Origin of the sequence: Gordonia metallireducens, from assembly GCF_021245825.1 — a bacterium.
Classification (GTDB): Bacteria; Actinomycetota; Actinomycetes; order Mycobacteriales; family Mycobacteriaceae; genus Gordonia; species Gordonia namibiensis.
Genome location: NZ_JAJQJP010000050.1, coordinates 24,048 through 43,903, shown reverse-complemented (window position 1 = coordinate 43,903; position 19,856 = coordinate 24,048). Strand labels below are relative to the sequence as shown.

The following is a 19,856-nucleotide window of genomic DNA, read 5'->3' as shown; positions in this document are numbered from 1 at the left end:
GGTCCCACAAGGTGGCACGATGGCTCGGTATGGGACCGTCTCTTCGCGAGAAGCAGCGCACGCAGGTGCGCCGTGACATCGATGCCGCGGCGCTGCGGCTCTTCGTCGAACGTGGCTACGACCGGGTGACGACCGACGAGATCGCGGCGGCCGCCGGCGTCTCGCCGAGCACCTACTACCGCTATGTCCCGACCAAGGAGGACCTGCTGCTGCGTCCCCTGCGTGCCAGCAGTGCGGCCATCGTCGCGGGCTTCGCCGCCCAACCCGACGGGCTCACGATCGTCGACGCACTGATCGCGGCGGTCCGTACGCAGACCGCCGATGTCGACGATGAGGAGATGCGGCAGTGGCAGTCGGTGGTTCTCGCCGTACCCGGCGTCGCGGCGAAGATGACGCTCATCGACGACGCCGACAAGGCGCGGCTCATCGAGATGGCCGCGGCGCGTATGGATCTCGACCCCGAAGCGGACTTCCGGCCGGGTGTCACAGTGTGCACGGTGCTCGCGGTGGTCGAGTACGCCTACCGTCGCTGGATGTCGGCAGAGGATCCCGACGCCTCGCTGCTCGGTGTCATCGACGCCGCGATCGCGGCATCGGCGTTCAGCCGCTGACGGCCTGGGAGCGATCAGCCGTCGCGCCGACGACCCGATCCGGCCGCGTGTAGACGACCATCGACTCGCCGCGGGAGAACCCGATCAGGGTGATGCCGAGGTCGTCAGCGAGGTCGGCGGCCAGGGAAGAGGGTGCGGACACCGCGCTCAGCATCGGGACGCCCGCCATCGCCGCTTTCTGTACCAGCTCGAAGCTGGCTCGACCCGAGACCTGAAGGACGTTGCCGCACAACGGAAGTCGGTCGGCGAGGACCGCCCAGCCGATGACCTTGTCGACGGCGTTGTGCCGGCCCACGTCCTCGCGGACGACGAGCAGTTCGCCGTCGGCGTCGAACAGGGCCGCCGCGTGGAGTCCGCCGGTCTTGTCGAAGACGTCCTGTTCGGCGCGGAGACGGTCGGGGAGATCCAGCAGGGTGTCGACGTCGACGGTCAGGGTGTCGGCGGCCGGATCGTGGGCCGAGCGGGTGTGGACGGCCTCGATGCTGTCCTTGCCGCACACACCACACGCACTCGTCATGGTGTTGCGGCGGACGACGCCGGCCGAGGGCGGCGGAACGTGGCCGGCCAGCGAGACGTCGACGACGTTGTAGGTGTTGGCGCCGGTGGAGTCGGTGCCCGCGCAGTAGCGTGCAGTGGAGTAGTCGCTGCCTACGGTGATGACGCCCTCGGAGACGAGGTATCCGGCGACGAGTTCGAAATCGTTGCCCGGGGTGCGCATGGTGACGCTCAGCTGCTGACCGCCGACGCGGATCTCGAGGGGCTCCTCGACGGCCAGGGTGTCGGCGCGTTGCGTCGGGGCCGCATCGCGTCGGATGCGGGTGACACGGCGTCGTGCGGTTATTCGTCCCACGGATTCGACCCTAGTCCTTCGACGCTAGTCATCAGACATCGAGGATCAGCGTCACAGGTCCGTCGTTGACCAGGCTCACCTGCATGTTCGCTCCGAACCGTCCGGTGGCGACCGTGGCACCAGCAGCGCGCAGAGCGTCGACGACCGCATCGACGAGCGGCTCTGCCACCGGGCCCGGGGCGGCGGCGTTCCACGACGGCCGGCGTCCCTTGGCGGTGTTGGCGTACAGGGTGAACTGGCTGATGACCAGGATCGGCGCATCGATGTCGGCGGCTGCCTTCTCGGGGCCTTCCTCGCCGTTGAAGATCCGCAGGCGCCAGATCTTGTCTGCGAGCTTCGCGGCGTGATCGGGAGTGTCGTCGTGGGTGGCGCCGACGAGAGCGACGAGACCGGATCCGCCGTCCGGGATGTCGAGCTCGCCGACGACCTCGCCGTCGACGCTCACGCGGGCTTGACTGACTCGCTGGATGACGGCTCGCACCGATCCAGGATGCCAGGCGGGCGTGGTCCATCCGCGGTGAGGTGGGACGGTTCTCGGCCGGGCGGAGAGTATCTGCCGGGAGCGAGGTTACGACCGAAGAATCCGGCGCCGACGAGCCCCACCACACCCATCGCGATCGCGGCCACGGGGAGACCGGCGACGCCCGCGATCCCGCCCACCGCGCCCGGCGCGCCGGCCACCCCGGCGTCGTGCAGCAGGCGCCACAACGACAGGAACTGTGGACGGGCGTCGGCGGGGGAGATGTCGGCGCCCACGGTCATCACCAGTCCGTTGGTGAGTCCGTTGCCGACACCCATGCCGAGCGCGACGAACCACAGGGCGGCGGGTGTGTGGACCAGCGGCAGCGCCAGCAGGGACGTCCCGAACAATGCGGTGGAGAGTATCGCCATCCCACGTCGACCCCAGCGGTCGAGGGCGACACCCGACGGGTACGACAACACCACGTCGACGGCCCCGGCCACACCGAACAGCAGGGCGGTCGTCGACGCATCCATCCCGACCCGTTCGGCCCACAGCGGCAACAACACCATCCGCGTGGCCCGCAGTGATCCGAGGGCGAAAGCGCCCGGCCCCAACCGCATCAGCGGATCACGATGACGGCGGGCGGTCGCCCAGATCGGTGCCGACGGCGTTCCCGGGGTGCGGCTCTCGGCGTCGGCCATCGTCGACATCAGCACCCCGGCGGCACCGACCGCGATCAACTGGATGACGAACACCCCGACCATGCCGGACGCAGTGGTCAGCATGGCGGCGCCCGCGAACGGCCCGACGAAGAAGCCCAGCCGATGCATGCCCGCCATTGCCGATATCGCCCGGGCCCGTCGTGCCGGATCGACCGCCGCGGTGAGATACGACTGTCTCGCCAGACCCCAGACAGCCTGTGCGAGACCGAGTGACGTCACCCCGGCGGTGAGGGTCAGCAGGGATGCGTCGACGACGCACAGTGCGGCGCCGACGAGTCCGACGACCGCGCCGATCAGCATCGACCGCTGTTCACCCACCTGCGACACGAGACGGCCGGCAGGCAGGTCTGCCATCAGTACACCGAGCCCGCCGGCTGCGACCACGAGCGCGGCGAGCGTGAGCGACGCACCGTGCGCGAGCGCGGCGAGGGGGACGACCGGTGCGGTCGCCCCCGTCGCCAGGCCCAGCAGCGACGTCGGGATGTAGACGTGGAGGACGAGTTGGCTTGTGGTGGCGCTCAACTCGCGTATTGTGCGGCGTCGGCCTCGGCGGTGAACCGGCTGGCCGGTCGCGGCAGACCGAAGTGGTCACGCAATGTGGTGCCCGAGTACTCGGTGCGGAACAGGCCGCCGCGCTGCAGGATCGGTACGACGGTCTCCACGAAGTCGGTCAGTCCGCCCGGGTAGTAGGGCGGCATGATGTTGAATCCGTCTGCGGCGCCGGTGGTGAACCAGTGCTCGATGGTGTCGGCGACCTGCTCGGGGGTGCCGGCGAACACCCGGTGACCGCGCGCGCCGGCGAGCCGGTGGAGCAGAGTGCGCAGCGTCGGCTTCTCCCGTTCGACGATGCCCGCGACCACCTGCTTGCGGCTGCGCTTGTTGCTGGTGACGTCCCCGGCGTCGCCGAAGAGTTCTTGGGGGACGGGGGCGTCGAGGTCATGACCGGACAGGTCGACGCCGATGATGCCGCGCAACTGCTTGATCCCGTAGGCGGGGACGGTGAGTTCGTTGAACTCCTGCTCGAGTGCGCGCGCCTGCGCCTCGGTGCCGCCGATGAACGGGCTGAGGCCCGGCAGGATCACCACGTGGTCGGGGTTGCGGCCGAGCTTCGCCGCACCCGCCTTGATGTCGGAGTAGAACGCGCGCCCGTGCTCGACGAGCTGGTGGGCGGTGAAGATCGCCTCGGCGTGACGGGCGGCGAAGGCCCGGCCGTCGTCGGATGCGCCGGCCTGCACCAGCACGGGATGTCCCTGAGGAGACCGTGGAGCGCTGAAAGCGCCTCGGACACTGAGGTGTTCCCCGACGAACTCAGCCCGATGGATCTTGTCGGTGTCGGCGTAGATGCCCGCCTCACGATCCACGACGACGGCGTCGTCCTCCCACGAATCCCACAGCCGGGTGGCGGCCTCGACGAACTCCGCGGCGCGGCGGTAACGATCAGCCGGATCGGGATGGGCGGCGAGGCCGAAGTTCTCGGCGGCGACCTCGGAGGAGGTGGTGACGATGTTCCACCCCGCGCGACCCTTCGACAGGAAGTCCAGACTCGAGAACAATCGCGCGAGGTTGTAGGGCTCGTAATAGGTCGTCGACGCCGTCGCGATGAGGCCGATGCGTTCGGTGGCCGCGGCGATCGCGGTCAGCAGGGTGATGGGTTCGAGGCGCCCGGCAGCGCTGTACGCGGCCTCGGTGCGCAGGGCGGGACCGTCGGCGAAGAACACCGCGTCGAACTTCGCGGCCTCCGCCTCCCGCGCGATCTGCTGGTAGTAATCCGCGTCGAACAGACGCTCCGGCTGCGTCCGGGGATGACGCCACGCGGCCTCGTGATGCCCAACGGGGTAGATGAAGGCATTGAGGTGGAGCTGACGATCGGTGGTCACAACTGATCCTTTTCGTGTCGGTGTTCGTGAGATGCGTTGTTGTGCGTAGGGTCTCAGGTCGCGTCGGCGTCGACGCCGAGTGCGCGCAGAAGTGCCTCACGGTGGCTGACGAAATCGGGGTCGCGCAGCGAGCGCTGCGGTCCGAGGGCGGTCAGGTCACGATCGGCGACGAACCGTCCCTCGTCGAGGACGAGGACGCGATCGGCCAGCGTGATGGCCTCGTCCACGTCGTGTGTGACCAGCAGGACGCCGGGCCGGTACTTCGCGCACAGGTCGCGCAGCAGGCCGTGCATCCGGATGCGGGTCAGCGCGTCCAGAGCTCCGAAGGGTTCGTCCGCGAGGAGCAGCTGCGGTTGGCGCACCAGCGATCTGGCGAGCGCCACGCGTTGTTGCTCGCCGCCGGACAGCTCGGTGGGCCAGGCGTTCTCGCGGCCGGCGAGCCCGACGTCGGAGAGTGTCCGCCGACCGGCGGCGGTTGCCCCGCGTCCGCCGAGCCCCAGGGTGACATTGGGGAGTACCCGTGCCCACGGGAGGAGCCGGGAGTCCTGGAAGACCACCGAGGTAGAGGGCGCGACATAGAGGTCGCCGGCGCCGGTGACGCCGTTGTCGAGACCCGCGATGGCCCGCAGAAGTGTGGACTTTCCGCTGCCGCTGCGGCCCAGGAGGGCGACGAATTCGCCGGCCCGGATCGTCAGGTCGATGTTGTCGAGTACGGTCCGTTCGCCGAAGCTGCGTGAGACGCCCCGGACGACAAGGACTTCGGGTGCGGATTCAGGTGCATCGGCGGAGGTCTCCGCCCGATCGATCAGCTGCCCAGTGACTTTCGCCATGACAGTGCCCTCCTCTCGACGGTGCGGACGACGGTGTCGCCGACGAGACCGAAGACGGCGTAGACCACGAGCCCCACCACGACGATCTCCAGCTGTCCGTAGAGACGGGCCTGGTTCATCAGGTAGCCGATGCCCTCGGTCGCGTTGACCTGTTCGACGACGACGAGCGCGAGCCACGAGATCGTCACGGCCAGTCGCAATCCGGTGAAGAACCCGGGTACCGCACCCGGGAGGGCGACGCGTCGGATGAACGCGGTCCGGGACAAGCCGACGGTCTGCGCGAGTTCGACGTGGCGGATGTCCACGCCGCGCAGCTGGGCGTGGGTGTTGATGTAGACGGGGATCATCACGCTGGTCGAGATGATGATGATCTTCATGGCGTCGCCGATGCCGAACCACATGATGGCGAGCGGGATGATCGCGAGTGTCGGGATCGCTCGTTTGATCTGGATCGGGCCGTCGACGATCGATTCGCCGATGCGGCTCAGCCCCGAGATCAGGGCCAGGACGACGCCCACCCCGACGCCGATGACCAGCGAGATGGCGGCGAGCCGCAGGGAAGCGAGGATGTTGGTCGGCAGGCGGCCGTCCGACCAGAGTTCGACCGTGGTCGACCAGATGGTCGACGGCGCGGGAAGTGTTCGCGGGTCGATGAATCCGGTCGCCGACCCGATCACCCAGACCGCCACGAGGATTGCGGGACCGATGAGCCAGCCGAACGGGATCGGTCGTCCGGGCCCGAGGCGACGCGTCTTTCCGGTGCGGTGTTCGAGATGGGCGGTCTGCGGGGCCGGGTCGATCGTCGTGGTCGGTCCGACCGCGGTGCCGGCGTCCGTCTCCGGTGCGATCGTCGTCATTGCTTCACCTGCTCGGAGGCGCGGTCGACGCCTGCTGCGGCCGCGGCCTCTTCGATCACCGGGGCGAAGCGAAGGTCGAAGAGATCGGCGGCGGACACGGGTTTCGGCAGCTCGCCGGCCTTCTCGATGACGTCGATGGTGTTCTGCTGCGTCGAGATCAGCGTGTCGTCGAGTGCCGGGATGCCGGTGGTGCCGGTGGATTCGAGGATTCGCCAGCCGTCGTCGTCGGTCACCTTCTGGTCGCCGACGTAGTAGGCCTTCACCCATTCCGCGGGGTGCGTGTTGATCCAGTGGAAGGAGTTGACGAGGACACCGACGAAGTGGCGTAGCGCGGCGGCCTTGGCCGGGTCGGTGAGCGACTCTCCCCGGGCATAGAAGTAGGAGAGTCCCTCCGACGTCCGTCCGACGGCCGCGGGGTCGAGGAACGACGCCCCGTCGCGCGAGTAGTCGCGGAGGTAGCGGGTGAGACGTGGCTCGTTGAGCGGTGCGACGTCGACCTCGTCGGCCCCGAGTGCCTCGGAGAACTCGACGAGCTGCAGCCGCACCAGGGTCACGTCATCGGTGGTCAGCCCGGCGTTCTGCAGAGCCCGGAGAACAGCCACCTGCTGAGCGGTGCCCTCGGCATAGGCGATTCGCTTACCCCGCAGGTCGGCTCCGGTGCGCAGGGTCGGGGCAGCCTTGGGGCTGGTCGCGAAACGGTACGAGTCCGGCTGGACCTTTCGCGCCAGGATGATCGGAACCTGTTGCCCGGTGAGATGTGCGTGGATCGGCGGGACGTCACCGACCGGTGCGACGTCGGCGGTGCCCGCGCGGAAGGCCTCCAGCACCGCGGGTCCGCCGGTGAAGTTGGCGAATTCGACCTTGTACGGCAGGTTTTCGCCGTTGCCGCTCGCGGCGAGGAGGTTCTGGACCAGGTTCTGCTGGTCGGCCACCACCAGGGTGGTGCCCGCCGGGATGTCGGTGGGGAGCGTCTTGCTCAGGTCGACCTCGGAGTCCGACGGACTGCACGCCGACGCGAGGACGACGGCGGCGAGAGTCGCGGCCGTGGCGAAGACCTTGGTGTACAGAAAGCGTCGTCGTCGGCGCCGCGTTCCGTGCGTACCGGCTGGAGGCGGGATGTCGTGAGAGGGCAGCGATGAGGACACGAGTGGGCTCGATTCGTCGATGATGTGCGCGATGTCCTCACGCTGTCATCGACGACCGGTCAACCCAATGGTTATGCGCGCGGTGGAGATTAGTTCCGTTGGCGCAGAACGACTATCGCTCTACACGATCAGAAAGGCGAAACTACTTGATCTCGATCTCCCCGTCGAAGGCGTACGGGGTGGCCGCGGGCTTGCATCCCTTGAACGAATCGGTCGGCGCCGGGCCGTTCACCCCGACCTTGTTGTCGTCCTCGCCTGGGCCCTTCCGGACGGTGATCTGCACGGCGAGGGCCTCGCTGAGTCCCGCGGGGATGAGGTTGGGATCGGTGGCCGCGATCGGGTAGACCAGCGACGCCGTGTTCCCGTCGGTGTGGATGCACGTGATCGGCCCCTTGACCTTGAAGGGCAGGGGATTGTCGTCGTCGCCGGCCAGGAGTGTTGCGACATAGGTGCCGGTGGTCTTGCCCTTGTCGTCGGTGACGCCGTCGGCCGTGATCTCGAGGACCTCGAGGTCCGGGGCGATCTCGAGTTCGCCGGAGATCTTCAGCGACTTGGTTTCGGCTGCGTCGGCCGGCGCGGCGACGCCGATGGACGCGAATACTGCGGCGGCCGCCAGCCCCGAGGCGGCGAGAGTGCGTGTTCGGAATGCGGTCATGACAAGCTCTCCTTCTTCTCGACCCCGTACTGATCACCCCAACCCGCCTCACCGTAAGAGCGTGTTTCGGCGACGATGGGGAGTTGTCACCCAGTCGTTGCCGTTCTGTGCCGAAAATTCTCCGCGCACCGGGCAATTCGGGCGTCTGGTGGCCCCGGTGCGAGCGAGGTGAGTGTCGCTCAGTTGAGCGCGAACGTCACCGTGACCGTGAAGGTCAGCTCCTGTTGTCCGGGCTCGATGGGGACGGGTGCGGCGGCGACGTCGCGCTCGAAGGTGCCGGGGGAGGCGGGCTGTTCCTGACCGCTCGTCGTCTCCTTGATGGTCAGCACCTTGCCGAGTGAGTCGTCGGCGAGGGAGGCGTACTGCTCGGCGCGGCCGCGGGCGTCGTCGAACGCCGCCGCGCGCGCCTGCTCGAGGAGTTCCGAATCGTCGTCGATCGCGAATGCGACGTTGCTGATCCGGGTGTTGTCCCCGCCTGCGGTCGCCGCGGCGCTCAGGACCGCGGAGGCCTTGGAGAGGTCGCGGATGGTGACGCGGATCGAGTTGGTCGCCACGTAGCCGCTGATCTGGCTGGAACCGCCGGGGACCGGACTGGAGTACTGCGGACTCACCGACACCTGCTGGGTGGCGACGTCCTTGCGGTCCACGCCGGCGTCGACCACCGCGTCGGTGACCGCGCGGATCTTCTCGCTCGTCTCGTTCAGTGCGGTGGTCACGTCGCCGGCCGTCGACTCGACGCCGATGTCGGCTCGCAGGGTGTCCGGGGCGCCGCTGACCTGACCGGACCCGACGACGGTGACCGAGCGTTGCTGGTCGACGGCGCCGTCGCTGCCGCACGCGGTCAGTGCCAGCACGGCCGCGAGGGCCCCCACGAATCCGACTCGACGGATGTCCATGCTCATCGTCCTCATTTCTCGATCGGGTCCCGCATCAGCAGCGCGAGCAGCCAGCCGACTACCGACACGACGATGGCGCCGAAGATCGCCGACCAGAAGAAGTCGTCGACCTCGAGGCCCCAGTGAGTGGTGTTCCGGGTGATCCACGCGGTGATCTCGAGCATCAGCGCATTGATGACGATGTGGATGAGCCCCAGCGTCAAGATGTAGAAGGGGATCGAGATGATCTGCACGATCGGCTTCACGAAGGCGTTCAGGAGGCCGAAGATGACGGCCACGACCAGCGCGACCCCGACCTTCTCGGCGGTCGTCGACCCTCCCACGAACTCGATTCCCGGGACGATCAGCGTCGCCACCCACAACGCCACCGCGGTGAACACGGTGCGGACCAGAAATGCCAGCATGCGCAACAGTGTGCCAGCCGCAGTCGCCGAAGGCGGTTTCCGGCACGTACTCCGGCATGGATCGTCAGTCGAACGTGAGACCGCCGCCTGCGTCGACCGATACAACAGCCGTTCCGATACAGGTGGACACAGAGCACATCGTATGGTCGACCCCGAGTCGACCGGTACCCGCGTACCACTCGACGTCGGAGGGAGAGGTAGCAGTGGGCCAGACCATCTATCGGGCGCGGCCCACCGCCAGGCTGTCCGCGAACCGTTTGATGTCGCCGATGGCAACTTCGTGTGCGTTGCGAGCCGACTTCGGGAAGATGGTCTCGGCCGCATGGGTGATGCCGAGGTTGACCCGGCCGTAGGCGGGTACCCCGGCCGTCAGGAGCTTTCGGTAGTACGCTGTGCCCTCGTCGCGCAGGGGATCCAGTTCGTTCACCGAGATGACATGCGGGGGCAATCCGCGAAGGTCGTCGGTGGAGGCGAAATATGGCCAGCACAAGGGATTCTCGGCGTTATCAGAACCGGGATCGTAGGTGGCGGCCAGGACGTCGAGTCGTGTGCACGAGGCAAAATATCCGTCGTTCTCGATCATCGACGGGAGTTCGCGGAGTTTTCGCTCGTCATCCCAGGAGTAGCCGCCACTGATGAAGGGAACCATCGCGTAGACGCCGTCGACCCTGTCGATGATGCCGTCCCGCTTGGCTTTCAGTGCGGTGGCGAGGGCGAGGTTGCCGCCCCCGGACTCGCCCTGTAACACGATCGCCGAGATGTCGAGTCGCCCACGCTCGTCATGCAGCCAGGAGAGTGCACTGACACAGTCGTTCAATCCGGCCGGAAACGGATTCGGGCCGCCGCGTCCACCGGCATTGCGGAAGTCCACGGCGATCGCGACCACGCCGGCGCGGGCCAGTGCGGTGCACCAGCGTCGGTGTACCACGTTGTCGACCGACAGCATGGTCATACCGCCGCCGTGGAGGTACGCGACCCCGGGCAGCGTCTCGGTGACATCGGCAGGGCGGTAGATGTGCAAGGAGATGTCGTTGCCGTCGACGCCGGTGATCGTGCGGATCGTGTGGTCGATGCCCGAGTCGTCATCGGGTGGCGCTTCGTGGAGGGCGGCGTAGAACGCTTCGAAGCCTTCCTCGGTGGCTGCCACCGCAGCCAGGCGGTCGGCGGGGGAGCTGTTGCGGTCCACCGGTGCCGGTCCGCTGTTCCCGGCGAACCCGTAGGCCGATAATGTCGCCAGGAGCACTGGATCTGTCCGCGGATCGGAAGACAGATCGGTGTCCGGGTCAGCCAGTCTGCCCGTCGGACGGGCCATCGGCGCGGCAGTCATCTCTTCACCTTCCGGAGTCGGGTGCACCCTCACGACAGCACGAAACCTTGGTACCCGTTCGCCTCGATATCGCGCAGACGTTTGCCGTATTCGACCACCCCGGCGGGATAGATACCGAAGCTATGTCCCTTCCCCTCGGTCGGGGTCCAGAACCAGGATGCCTTGGTCTCCGTGTACAGAGTCATACCGACGACCTGCGCCACATGATCGGACCACGCGTCGCACGCGTCTTGGGTGGCCTCGATGGTGGTGTAACCGTTCGCCCGCATATGTCGCAGCAGAGTGTCGAGGAAGAGGGCCTGATGCTCAATACACCGGGGTATGTTGCCGCCCATGGCTTGTGGTCCGCCGAGCATCAACAGGTTGGGAAAGCCGTGGGTGCCCAAACCGGCGAGGGTGTTCGGCCCGTTGTGCCAGGCCTCGGTAAGCCTGAGCCCGTCTCGTCCCCGGATGTCTATCTTGTCGAAGGCGCCGGTGACCGAGTTGAAACCGGTCGCGAAGATGATGACGTCGAACTCGAAATCCTGCTCGGTGGTGCGTATTCCACGCTCGGTGATCTCGACCATCGGCGTGGCAGTCGTGTCGACGAGTTCCACGTTGTCCTGGTTGTAGACATCGTAGTAGCCGGTTTCATAGGGCGGCCGGCGCTGGCCGAATCCGTGATCGGCCGGGATCAGCTTCTCCGCCACTGCCGGATCCTTGACGCGTTCGCGGATCTTGTTCGCGAGGAAGCCCGAGAACTCGGCGTTCAGCTCCTTTGTCCGGATCACTTCGATGAAGTTGGTGTACAACCGTGCGAAACCTCGACGGCGAAACAGCATCTCGTACCACTCGTGACGTTCTTCGGCGGTGTAGTCGTTCGCCGAGGCCATGATCGATCCGTGGACGAATCCGCCACGCGTAGAACGCGTCTTGGCCCAGATCGCGTCGTACTCGCCCTTGATCTCTGCCATTTCCAGCGGGGTGATCGGTTCGTTGTTCAGGGGTGGGCACCAATTCGGGCTGCGCTGGAACACCGTGAGCGAGCCGACGGTCGGCCCGACGGCGCTGATCGTTTGCACACCGCTCGATCCCGTGCCGACCACGGCAACCCGCTTGCCGTCGAGTTCGGGCCCGTCCGCAGGCCAGCGTGCGGTATGCACGGAGATGCCTCGAAATCGCTCGCGTCCTGGGATATTCGGATACTTGGGGTCGGAGAGGATGCCGATGCCGGTCATCAGGAACCGTGTCCGGTACCGATCGCCGGCGGTGGTGGTGACGAGCCAGGTGTCGTCTGTACAGTCGAAGTGCGCGGATTCCACGGTGGTCTGCATCCGCATGTACGGCCGCAGTCCGAGCGTGTCGACGACGTAGTTGAAGTAGCGCTCGTTCTCGGGCTGGCCACAGAAGTGTTCGGACCAGTCCCATCCTTCGCGGAGTTCGCGGGAGAAGAAGTACCCGTAGCTGTAACTCTCCGAGTCGAGCCGGGCGCCGGGGTACCTGTTCCAGTGCCAGGTACCGCCGACGCCGGTTGCGGCATCTACCGCGATGGCATCGAAACCGGCGGCACGCAGGCGGTGCAGCGCCTCGATGCCTGATACGCCGCAGCCTATGATGAAGGCGTCGACGAGCGTTTCCGGAGACGTGACCGTGTGACTGTCCGTTGCTTCTGATCGAGTCATGTTGACGTCCTTCATTTCTGGGATATCTGCGGCCGCTGACAAGCCTCGGCGTATTCCGCCCGTAGTTGCTGCACGATGTCGTGCGTTGATGGGGTGCCGTCGATGAATTCGATACTCTGGCCGGCGCTCCAGATGTTGCGCCACGGGGTGATGCCCTCCGGAAGATGATCGCTGTTGAGTGTGCCTCGCGGTTCCGGCAAAGCGTCGGGGTCGAGTCCGGCTTCGATGAGTGAGGTGGCCATCCAGTTCGCGGGTACACCGGAAATACCGTTGGTGTAGCGGAGATCGCTCGACGAATCGGATATGAGCAGTTGTTTGTATCGGTCGGCGGCGAGCGATTCCTGGGCGGCGATGAAACGGGTACCGACGTAGGCCAAGTCCGCGCCCAGGATCTCCGCGGCGCGGATAGCGGAACCATGTCCGACCGCGCCTGCCAGGACGATGGTGCCGTCGAAGATCTGACGCAGCCGGGGGATGAGGACCAGGTGGCTGAGCGTGCCGGAATGTCCTCCGCCGCCCGCGCCGATCGCGATCAGGCCGTCCACCCCGGCCTTGATCGCCTTCTCCGCGTAGTAGAACGACGTGACGTCATGGTAGACGACGCCACCCCGATCATGGACGCGCTCGGCGATTCTGGCCGGATTCCCGATCGCGCTGATGATGATCTCGACACCGTGCCTCTGGCAGACGTCGAGGTTCGTGGCCAGTTCGTCGTCATCCATCCGTGCGGCAAGGTTCACCGCGATGGGCCCGACCCGCGCGGTCGGGTCCTCGGACAACCGTTCGTCGATCGCTTCCCGAATGCTGCGCAGCCACGAGTCGAACTCCTCGAGGGTTCGGGCGTTCTGGCGGGGCAGGGCGCCGACGACCCCGTTCAGGCAGGCTTCACGCACCAGGTCGGGTCCGCTGACCAGAAACATCGGCGAACAGATCACCGGAAGGGTGAGCCGATCGCGGACGGGAGTGTCAAGAGCCATGAGCGTCCTTCGCTTCGACGTTCCGACCTTTCCTTGACGACTAGTCAACCGGTCGGCTACTTTTGGACACTACTACGGCGAGAGTCTTCTTGGCTAGTGTTTTTACGACAGACAGTCTGGATTTATCACGTTGCGCGTGAACATCTTTCGCTCATCGGCGCGCGCGGCATCCTGCATCGAAGGAGAACCCATGGAGTTCGGTTGGACTGATGCCGAAGAAGAGTTCCGCGCTCGGATTCAGCATGCCTTTGCGACACACGCCCGTCCGGGATGGACCCATCACGACCGGGACATGCCGACCGCCAAGGATCGTGATGACTCGATTGCCTTCTGCCAGGCCCTGGCGAAGGAGCAGTTGCTGACCCCGCATTGGCCGGAGGAGTACGGCGGACGTTCGGCCTCCGGTTGGGAGCAGGCGATCCTGGGCGAGGAGGCCTGGGGCAGCGGTGAGCCCCGCGGCCCGCAGTACATGAACGTCAACTGGATCGGGCCCGCGATCATCTACGCGGGCACCCAGGAGCAGAAGGATTATCACCTGTCCCGCATCGGACAGGGAAACGTCTTGTGGTGTCAGGGTTTCTCCGAGCCGGATGCCGGATCGGATCTCGCCTCGTTGCGTACCGCAGCGGTCCGCGACGGCGACGAGTACGTGGTGAACGGCCAGAAGTGCTGGACGTCGTACGCCCACGAGGCCGAGTACATCTTCCTGCTGTGCCGGACCGATCCGAAGGCCGAGCGGCACGCGGGTATCTCGATCCTGTTGGTGCCCATGAACACTCCCGGTATCGAGGTCCGGGAGATCCCCTCGCCGTATGCGGCCCACCTGGTGCACGAGGTGTTCTTCACCGATGTGCGGGTTCCGGTGAGCTGCCGCCTGGGGCCGGAGAACGAGGGTTGGACGACCATCATGACCGTGCTGGCGAATGAGCGCGCGGGCTGGGTCACTCACGAGAACACCTTCCGCCGCCTGGACACCCTGCTCGATCAGCCCGACATCGATGCCGCCGATCCGGACACCGCGGCGACCGCGGGCCGCGCCTACGCGATGGCCGAGGCGACCAAGATGCTCAACTTCCTCGCCATCGATGAACGAGAGAACACCGAACCCGGCAAGCGCCGCACCATCGCGCCGGTCGGTCAGGCTGCGCTCGGACTGCTCGAACCCGCCGTCGGTTGGGCCATTCACGAGATATCCGGCATGGAGGCGCTCGACGTGGACTCGATCGCCGGCCGCTCGATGGTCAGCATGACCGCCAGCCCGATCGCCGCGGGCGCCATCGAGATCCAGTTCAACCTGATCGCCAAACAGACTCTGCAACTGCCCAAGGAAGGACGCCCGGCGTGAAACTCTCCATGAGTCAAGAACAGTCCGACATCGTCGAGGCCGCGGTCAACGCGGTCCGGCGGGCGATCGTTGATCTGCCCGAGGACGATCAGGGCCGTGCAGCCCTGACCGCACTTCGTGATGGTGGATTCCTCGACCTGGCCTCGACGGCTGGTGCACTCGAGGCGATGCTGGTCGCCGAGGCCATCTCCCGGGAGGGCGTGCTGGCCCCGGTTGGTGCCCGACTCCTGGTCGGCGATGCGTGCGGGCTGGGCGACGACGTCCTGGTCGTCGGATTGATCGAGGGACGATCATCGTTGGTTCGGTACGGCGCCGACGCGGATGTGTTCATCGGCGTCGACGGCGACAATGCGTTTGTGGCACAACGCGAACAGGCCACGGTCACCCCACTGTCCGAGGGCGTGGGAACACCGGTGGCCCGCGTGCGGATCAACGATTCGACGCCACTGCCGGCCGAGCAGTCAGCCGCGGTGGCCCGCCGGTGGCGAATCGCGATGGCGGCAGAGGCGGCAGGTGCGATGGCCGGTGCGATCGCGCTGACCGTCCCGTATGTCTCGCAGCGCATGGCATTCGGCCGCGCGCTCGGATCGTTCCAGGCGGTGCAGCATCGGCTGGCCCGGGCGGAGGTCTTCGCGCAGGGCACGAGCTGGCTCACCCGGCATGCGGCCTGGGCTGACGGCGACGACTACCTGGCCGCAGCCGCCGCGACCTACGCCTGCATGGCGGCGATTCAGGTGTACGAGAACACACATCAGGTGACCGGCGGTATCGGTATCACCACCGAACACGGACTCGTCCGGCATACTCGCCGCCTGGTCGGCCTGCAGCGCGAACTCGGAGGGGCCAACGCGCACGCGCGGAGGGTCACCGCGGCCCGGCAGGCGGCCCGGACGCCCTCTGCGGCTTCCGGCCATGTTGCCTGACGCGGCCGAGGATCTCGTCCTGTGCCATCAGGACGGACATGTGCGCACCCTGACGCTCAATCGTCCGGAACGGATGAACGCCACCACACCGGCGATGCGCCGACGCTTCTTCGCTCTCCTTCAGGAGGCCGAAGAGGATTCCGGAGTACGTGCCGTCGTGGTCGCCGGCACCGGGCGGGGGTTCTGGCCGGGCGAAGACTATGCGGAACTGGCCCGCGTCGATTCCGCTGCCGTCGCCCGGCTGAAAGCGGGGCCTTCCTACGACTTTCCGATGACGATGACGACGCCGATCGTCGCCGCGGTGAACGGTGCCGTTGCCGGTGTGGGCCTGTCGTTCGCTCTGCAGGCCGATATCCGCGTCGCCGCCCGCGGCGCGAAATGGGCAGTGCCCTTTGCCTCCCTCGGACTTGTCGCCGAAGCCGGCCTGTCGTGGCTGCTGCAACGGCATGTATCTCGCGGTGCGGCTCTCGAACTCCTGTTGACAGCCGAGCCGTTCAGTAGCGAGGACGCATACCGGATGGGCATCGTCCAGCACCTTGTGGATGCTGATGAGGTTCTGCCCACCGCCCAGCGGATCGCCGACCGGATAGCGCGCAACGCGCCGTTCTCGATCCGGAACATCCGTGAGCAGGTACTGCTCGATGCGACGCGTCCATGGCGCGAGGCCTATGACGACGGCTCACGCCGCGCGGTGATCAGCCTCGGCCGCGACGACTTCCGGAAGGCCGCCGCCGCAGCAAGGGACAAGCGCCAGTTCACTTTCGAAGGAGATGACGGTGACGATCACTGACGGAAGTCTCGACGCACTCTTCGCGCCCGCGAGCGTTGGTGTGATCGGCGCATCCGACGATTCGGCGCGTATCGGTGGTCGGGTGCTCGCGCGTTTTCTGGAACACTTCTCCGGCCCGGTCCATGCGGTGAACGCGAACCGTGATGTGGTGCAGGGCCATCCGTGTCATCGGTCGATAGCGGACATGCCCGATGTTCCCGACCTCGTGGTGATCGCGCTGCCCGCGCATCTCGTCCCCGATGCCGCCGAGGAACTCGGCAAGCGGGGATGTCGTGTCGCGATTGTCTTCTCGTCTGGATTCGCCGAGTCGGGCGCGGAAGGCAAGCAGCTGCAGGATCGGCTCGGAGAGATCGCCGAACGCTCGGGGATGCGTATCATCGGACCCAACTGTGTCGGAGCCATCAGTGTCCCGTCCGGTGTGCTGGCGACCTTCGCCGATCTCCAGGCCACGGTGTTGCCATCGGCGGGATCCGGGGTGGGGATCGTCAGTCAGAGCGGAGCTCTCGGCTCGGTGTTCTTCCACGCCGCTGATGCGATCGGATTGCCCGTGTCGTACCTGTGTACCACCGGCAACGAGGCCGATGTCAGTGCTGCCGAGGTTATTTCGACCCTGATCGAACGCCCGGACGTGCATGCCGTCATGGTCTATCTGGAGGCTCTCAGTGATCCTGAGGTTCTCTACGCGGCAGGTCGCCGCGCTCTGGCACTGGGCAAGCCGATCGTCGTCCTCAAGGTCGGCGTGTCTGCGTCCGGAGCCCGGGCAGCAGCAAGTCACAGCGGGTCACTGGCTGCGCCGGACCGCTTTGCGCAGGCCCTCCTGGATCGGGCGGGGCTCATCCGAGCGCACTCGCCCACCGAGCTCGTGAACGTGACGGCTGCGCTGGCGGGAGGGCGATTCCCTGCCGGTGACCGGGTTGCGGTGATGACACTGTCCGGCGGAGTGGGCATCATGATCGCCGATGCGCTCGAGCAAGGTGGTTTGACGCTGCCGCCGACCGGCGACGCGACGGCGCGACAGATCGAGAAGCTGATCCCGGAATATGGATCTGCGCACAACCCGATCGACTACACCGCCAATGCCGTCAACGATCCGGCGGGATTCGGCGAGATTCTCGATGCGGTCGTCAGCGACGACGACTTCGACATGGTCATCATCAGTGGACTGGCGATGGGGAACTTCGATGACAATGTCGCCGCCATCAAGCGGGCTCGCGATTCGGTGTCCAAACCCGTCATCGTGTCGGTGTCGGGCGCCAACTCGGTCCGTGTCAACAGGCATGGTGTACCGTGCATCCCGGATTCGGTCCAGGCCGCGAATGCGCTTGTCGCCCTGAAGCTGTATGCCGATCATCGGTCGCGCCCGGAGAGTGAGGCGCCTCTGCTGAGCGCGGGTGCGTCGCCGGGATCTGCGAACCGCACTCTGGGCGCTGACGAGACGCGAAAGTTGTTGAGTCGCTTCGGGATTCCGGTGGTGCGCGAGGTCGGGGCGGAAGGTGAGGAAGCTGCGGTGCGCGCCGCAGAGGCTGTCGGTTACCCGGTGGCGGTGAAGCTCGATCCTGCAGTCGCGGAACACAAGACCGAGATCGGTGGCATTCGGTTGGATGTGCGGACCGCCGACGAGGTCCGATCGGCGGTGGCAGCCATGCAGAACGCGGCCGGCTGTGCAGGTGATGTGCCGGTGGTGGTCCAGCAGATGGTCGGGCGCGGTCTGGAACTGACCGTGGGAGCCGTCCGCGACGGTGCGTTGGGTCCGGCGGTCCTGGTCGGGTTGGGCGGAGTACTCGTCGAGGTCGTGGACGAGATCGAGATGTCCCTGGTGCCGGTGAACGCGGCGGATGCGCAGCGGATGGTACGTGTGCTCTGCGCCGGCCGCTTGGCTGCCGGCACACGTGGGCTGGACGAGGCTGCCGTCCTGGACGTCGCCGCGGTGGTGACATCGATCAGTTCCTTGATGGCGCAGTGCCCCGAGGTGGTCGAGATCGACGTGAATCCCTTGATCCTCAGCAGTGCCGGACTCGTCGCCGTGGACGGACTGATCCGGGTGGCCGACTCTGCGGTGCGTTGAGGTCTATTACAATGTGGAATCGGCCGAGATGGGGACAAGACGGAGCGTTCAAATGTGCGTGGTGACAGCGTGACGCCACCGAAGACGCAGCGTACCAAAGTAACTGTCACGGATATCGAAGCAGCCTTCGCGCGCAGCTTTCTCGTCAACGGCTACCGCGGCACCAGCGTCGATGCGGTGGCGAAAGAACTCGGTGTTCCGAAAGGAAGTATCTTCTACCACATCGGCACCAAGGAGGCCGTGTTCTTCCGTGTGCAGATGGCCGGTATGCGTGAGTTCACGAACCGTTTGCGGGACATCGCCAACACCAGCGAACCCGCGGAGATCCGTCTCCGGGAAGCGATCCGAGACAGCGTGCGCCGCGTCGATCCAACGGCAGGACCGCTTTTCGCCATGAGCCGCGACAACCACCATCTACCTCCCGAGCATGCCGCGGAGTTGGAGGCGGTCCGACGCGAGTATCAGGCGCTGTTCACCGGGATCGTCGAGGATGGGGTCGAGGCCGGAACATTCCGGCGACAAGAACATCTCAAGGTCGTGATCTTCGGCATTCTTCGCTTCATCGGACTCGTGCGGGACTGGTATCGGGCCGATGGCGAGCTGTCGCTCAACGAACTGGCGGACGTTTACTGGGCGTTCATCTGCCGCGGCCTCGGACATGAGGTCGAAGGCTGAGGGACCGCGCGGAATCGCGTTGCCTCGGGGTCCGCGTTTGTCGATGCGGTACGAAGGACTTCGGACATCTCTCCATGCCGCCGGATTGGCGAGCCAACTTGTTCGAGGACGGCAGTGTGGATCTGGTGGCCGAACGCGACGATGGCCGGCATGACGCTTCACGCTGACGGGCGTCCGCAGCGCTGATCACATGCGGTGAATCGCATCAGCGGGCGTGGGAGACCATGGAGTTGAGAAGCCGGCGATGTCGGTCGATCAGTGGTGGATGGCCGTGTTCACCTACTGCTGAACCCTGCCGGGATTCGGATACACCGCGTTTCCCGTCGATGTGCATTCGCGACGACTATTGGGCTGGCGGGTGATGACTGACAACACGACACCGGTGAAGATCAGCGTCCTTGAGACAGCGTTGTTGACCCGACGTCAATCTGTTCGCACTTCACCGCAACAGGATTGGTGCACCGTGGTGACGCAGCGCTCCGCCAAATGTCCAGCCCCACAGCACGATCCGCGATGTGTCGACATCGCCGAGTGTTCGAGCGAACGCGATGGACGCGGGCCGGTCGCCCGAGTTTGCCGCGTTTGACGGCTGTCGGTGACGCTTCCCGAACCATCGGTCGAGACGCGCCAGTTGTTCGGCAGGGGCGCGCTCACCCGGTAGCCGGTCGCCGGCAGGCAACCGGCCCGGCAAAACCCCGTCCACGATCTGATCGAAGGCGCTCTCTGCCACCCTGCATGTGGAGGTTTCTCGAATCCGCCGAACACCACGCCAAATAGGTCAGT

The 19,856-nt window shown here is 66.3% G+C and carries 19 protein-coding genes; 6 read left to right on the top strand and 13 right to left on the bottom strand.

The genetic code is table 11. The annotated features are described in order from the left end of the window. The first annotated feature begins 29 nt into the window (after nucleotides 1–29). Complete coding sequence (locus LQD00_RS19245) at nucleotides 30–611, top strand: TetR/AcrR family transcriptional regulator (protein WP_232718832.1); 582 nt, start codon at nucleotides 30–32, stop codon at nucleotides 609–611. Here the strand turns inward: LQD00_RS19245 and fdhD are convergent. The 13 genes from fdhD to LQD00_RS19180 form a co-directional block, all read right to left on the bottom strand. Beyond that, nucleotides 601–1,461, bottom strand: a complete 861-nt coding sequence (gene fdhD / locus LQD00_RS19240; RefSeq protein WP_232718831.1) for a formate dehydrogenase accessory sulfurtransferase FdhD — start codon at nucleotides 1,459–1,461, stop codon at nucleotides 601–603. The two genes, LQD00_RS19245 and fdhD, sit on opposite strands and share 11 nt — an antisense overlap. 31 nt (nucleotides 1,462–1,492) lie before the next feature. After that, nucleotides 1,493–1,942 carry a D-aminoacyl-tRNA deacylase gene (gene dtd / locus LQD00_RS19235; RefSeq protein ID WP_232718830.1) on the bottom strand — a complete coding sequence of 150 codons (450 nt, stop codon included), beginning with the start codon at nucleotides 1,940–1,942 and terminating at the stop codon, nucleotides 1,493–1,495. After that, nucleotides 1,903–3,168, bottom strand: a complete 1,266-nt coding sequence (locus tag LQD00_RS19230; protein ID WP_232718829.1) for an MFS transporter — start codon at nucleotides 3,166–3,168, stop codon at nucleotides 1,903–1,905. The genes dtd and LQD00_RS19230 overlap by 40 nt, the downstream gene beginning before the upstream one ends. Beyond that, nucleotides 3,165–4,523, bottom strand: a complete 1,359-nt coding sequence (locus tag LQD00_RS19225) for an LLM class flavin-dependent oxidoreductase (protein ID WP_232718828.1) — start codon at nucleotides 4,521–4,523, stop codon at nucleotides 3,165–3,167. Before LQD00_RS19225 ends, LQD00_RS19230 begins: the two co-directional genes overlap by 4 nt. A gap of 53 nt (nucleotides 4,524–4,576) precedes the next feature. After that, nucleotides 4,577–5,353, bottom strand: coding sequence for an ABC transporter ATP-binding protein (locus LQD00_RS19220; RefSeq protein ID WP_232718827.1), 777 nt, complete (start codon nucleotides 5,351–5,353; stop codon nucleotides 4,577–4,579). Then, complete coding sequence (locus tag LQD00_RS19215; protein ID WP_232718826.1) at nucleotides 5,329–6,210, bottom strand: ABC transporter permease; 882 nt, start codon at nucleotides 6,208–6,210, stop codon at nucleotides 5,329–5,331. Before LQD00_RS19215 ends, LQD00_RS19220 begins: the two co-directional genes overlap by 25 nt. Further along, nucleotides 6,207–7,355 carry an ABC transporter substrate-binding protein gene (locus tag LQD00_RS19210; RefSeq protein ID WP_232718825.1) on the bottom strand — a complete coding sequence of 383 codons (1,149 nt, stop codon included), beginning with the start codon at nucleotides 7,353–7,355 and terminating at the stop codon, nucleotides 6,207–6,209. Before LQD00_RS19210 ends, LQD00_RS19215 begins: the two co-directional genes overlap by 4 nt. Before the next feature lie 142 nt (nucleotides 7,356–7,497). Next, nucleotides 7,498–8,010, bottom strand: coding sequence for a hypothetical protein (locus LQD00_RS19205; RefSeq protein WP_232718824.1), 513 nt, complete (start codon nucleotides 8,008–8,010; stop codon nucleotides 7,498–7,500). Nucleotides 8,011–8,189: 179 nt separating this feature from the next. Then, nucleotides 8,190–8,906: an SIMPL domain-containing protein gene (locus LQD00_RS19200; protein ID WP_232718947.1), complete on the bottom strand. Its 717-nt coding sequence runs from the start codon at nucleotides 8,904–8,906 to the stop codon at nucleotides 8,190–8,192. A gap of 11 nt (nucleotides 8,907–8,917) precedes the next feature. After that, nucleotides 8,918–9,310 carry a phage holin family protein gene (locus LQD00_RS19195; protein ID WP_232718823.1) on the bottom strand — a complete coding sequence of 131 codons (393 nt, stop codon included), beginning with the start codon at nucleotides 9,308–9,310 and terminating at the stop codon, nucleotides 8,918–8,920. A gap of 217 nt (nucleotides 9,311–9,527) precedes the next feature. After that, nucleotides 9,528–10,637: an alpha/beta hydrolase fold domain-containing protein gene (locus LQD00_RS19190; protein ID WP_232718822.1), complete on the bottom strand. Its 1,110-nt coding sequence runs from the start codon at nucleotides 10,635–10,637 to the stop codon at nucleotides 9,528–9,530. Nucleotides 10,638–10,666: 29 nt separating this feature from the next. After that, nucleotides 10,667–12,298 (bottom strand): flavin-containing monooxygenase, encoded by a 1,632-nt coding sequence (locus tag LQD00_RS19185; protein WP_232718944.1) that lies wholly within the window; start codon nucleotides 12,296–12,298, stop codon nucleotides 10,667–10,669. 11 nt (nucleotides 12,299–12,309) lie between these two features. After that, on the bottom strand, nucleotides 12,310–13,275 hold the full coding sequence (locus tag LQD00_RS19180; protein ID WP_232718821.1) for an NAD(P)H-dependent flavin oxidoreductase: 966 nt from the start codon (nucleotides 13,273–13,275) through the stop codon (nucleotides 12,310–12,312). Nucleotides 13,276–13,465: 190 nt separating this feature from the next. Between LQD00_RS19180 and LQD00_RS19175 the strand changes: the two genes are divergently transcribed. The 5 genes from LQD00_RS19175 (at nucleotide 13,466) to LQD00_RS19155 (ending at nucleotide 19,073) form a co-directional block, all read left to right on the top strand. Continuing rightward, nucleotides 13,466–14,620 carry an acyl-CoA dehydrogenase family protein gene (locus LQD00_RS19175; RefSeq protein WP_232718820.1) on the top strand — a complete coding sequence of 385 codons (1,155 nt, stop codon included), beginning with the start codon at nucleotides 13,466–13,468 and terminating at the stop codon, nucleotides 14,618–14,620. Nucleotides 14,621–14,628: 8 nt separating this feature from the next. Beyond that, complete coding sequence (locus LQD00_RS19170) at nucleotides 14,629–15,543, top strand: acyl-CoA dehydrogenase family protein (RefSeq protein ID WP_232718819.1); 915 nt, start codon at nucleotides 14,629–14,631, stop codon at nucleotides 15,541–15,543. Between the two features lie 40 nt (nucleotides 15,544–15,583). Beyond that, entirely contained in the window at nucleotides 15,584–16,333 is a 750-nt protein-coding gene (locus tag LQD00_RS19165; RefSeq protein WP_232718818.1) for an enoyl-CoA hydratase/isomerase family protein, read from the top strand. Then, entirely contained in the window at nucleotides 16,320–18,398 is a 2,079-nt protein-coding gene (locus tag LQD00_RS19160; RefSeq protein ID WP_232718817.1) for an acetate--CoA ligase family protein, read from the top strand. The genes LQD00_RS19165 and LQD00_RS19160 overlap by 14 nt, the downstream gene beginning before the upstream one ends. A gap of 69 nt (nucleotides 18,399–18,467) precedes the next feature. After that, nucleotides 18,468–19,073 carry a TetR/AcrR family transcriptional regulator gene (locus LQD00_RS19155; RefSeq protein WP_232718816.1) on the top strand — a complete coding sequence of 202 codons (606 nt, stop codon included), beginning with the start codon at nucleotides 18,468–18,470 and terminating at the stop codon, nucleotides 19,071–19,073. Nucleotides 19,074–19,856: the final 783 nt, after the last annotated feature.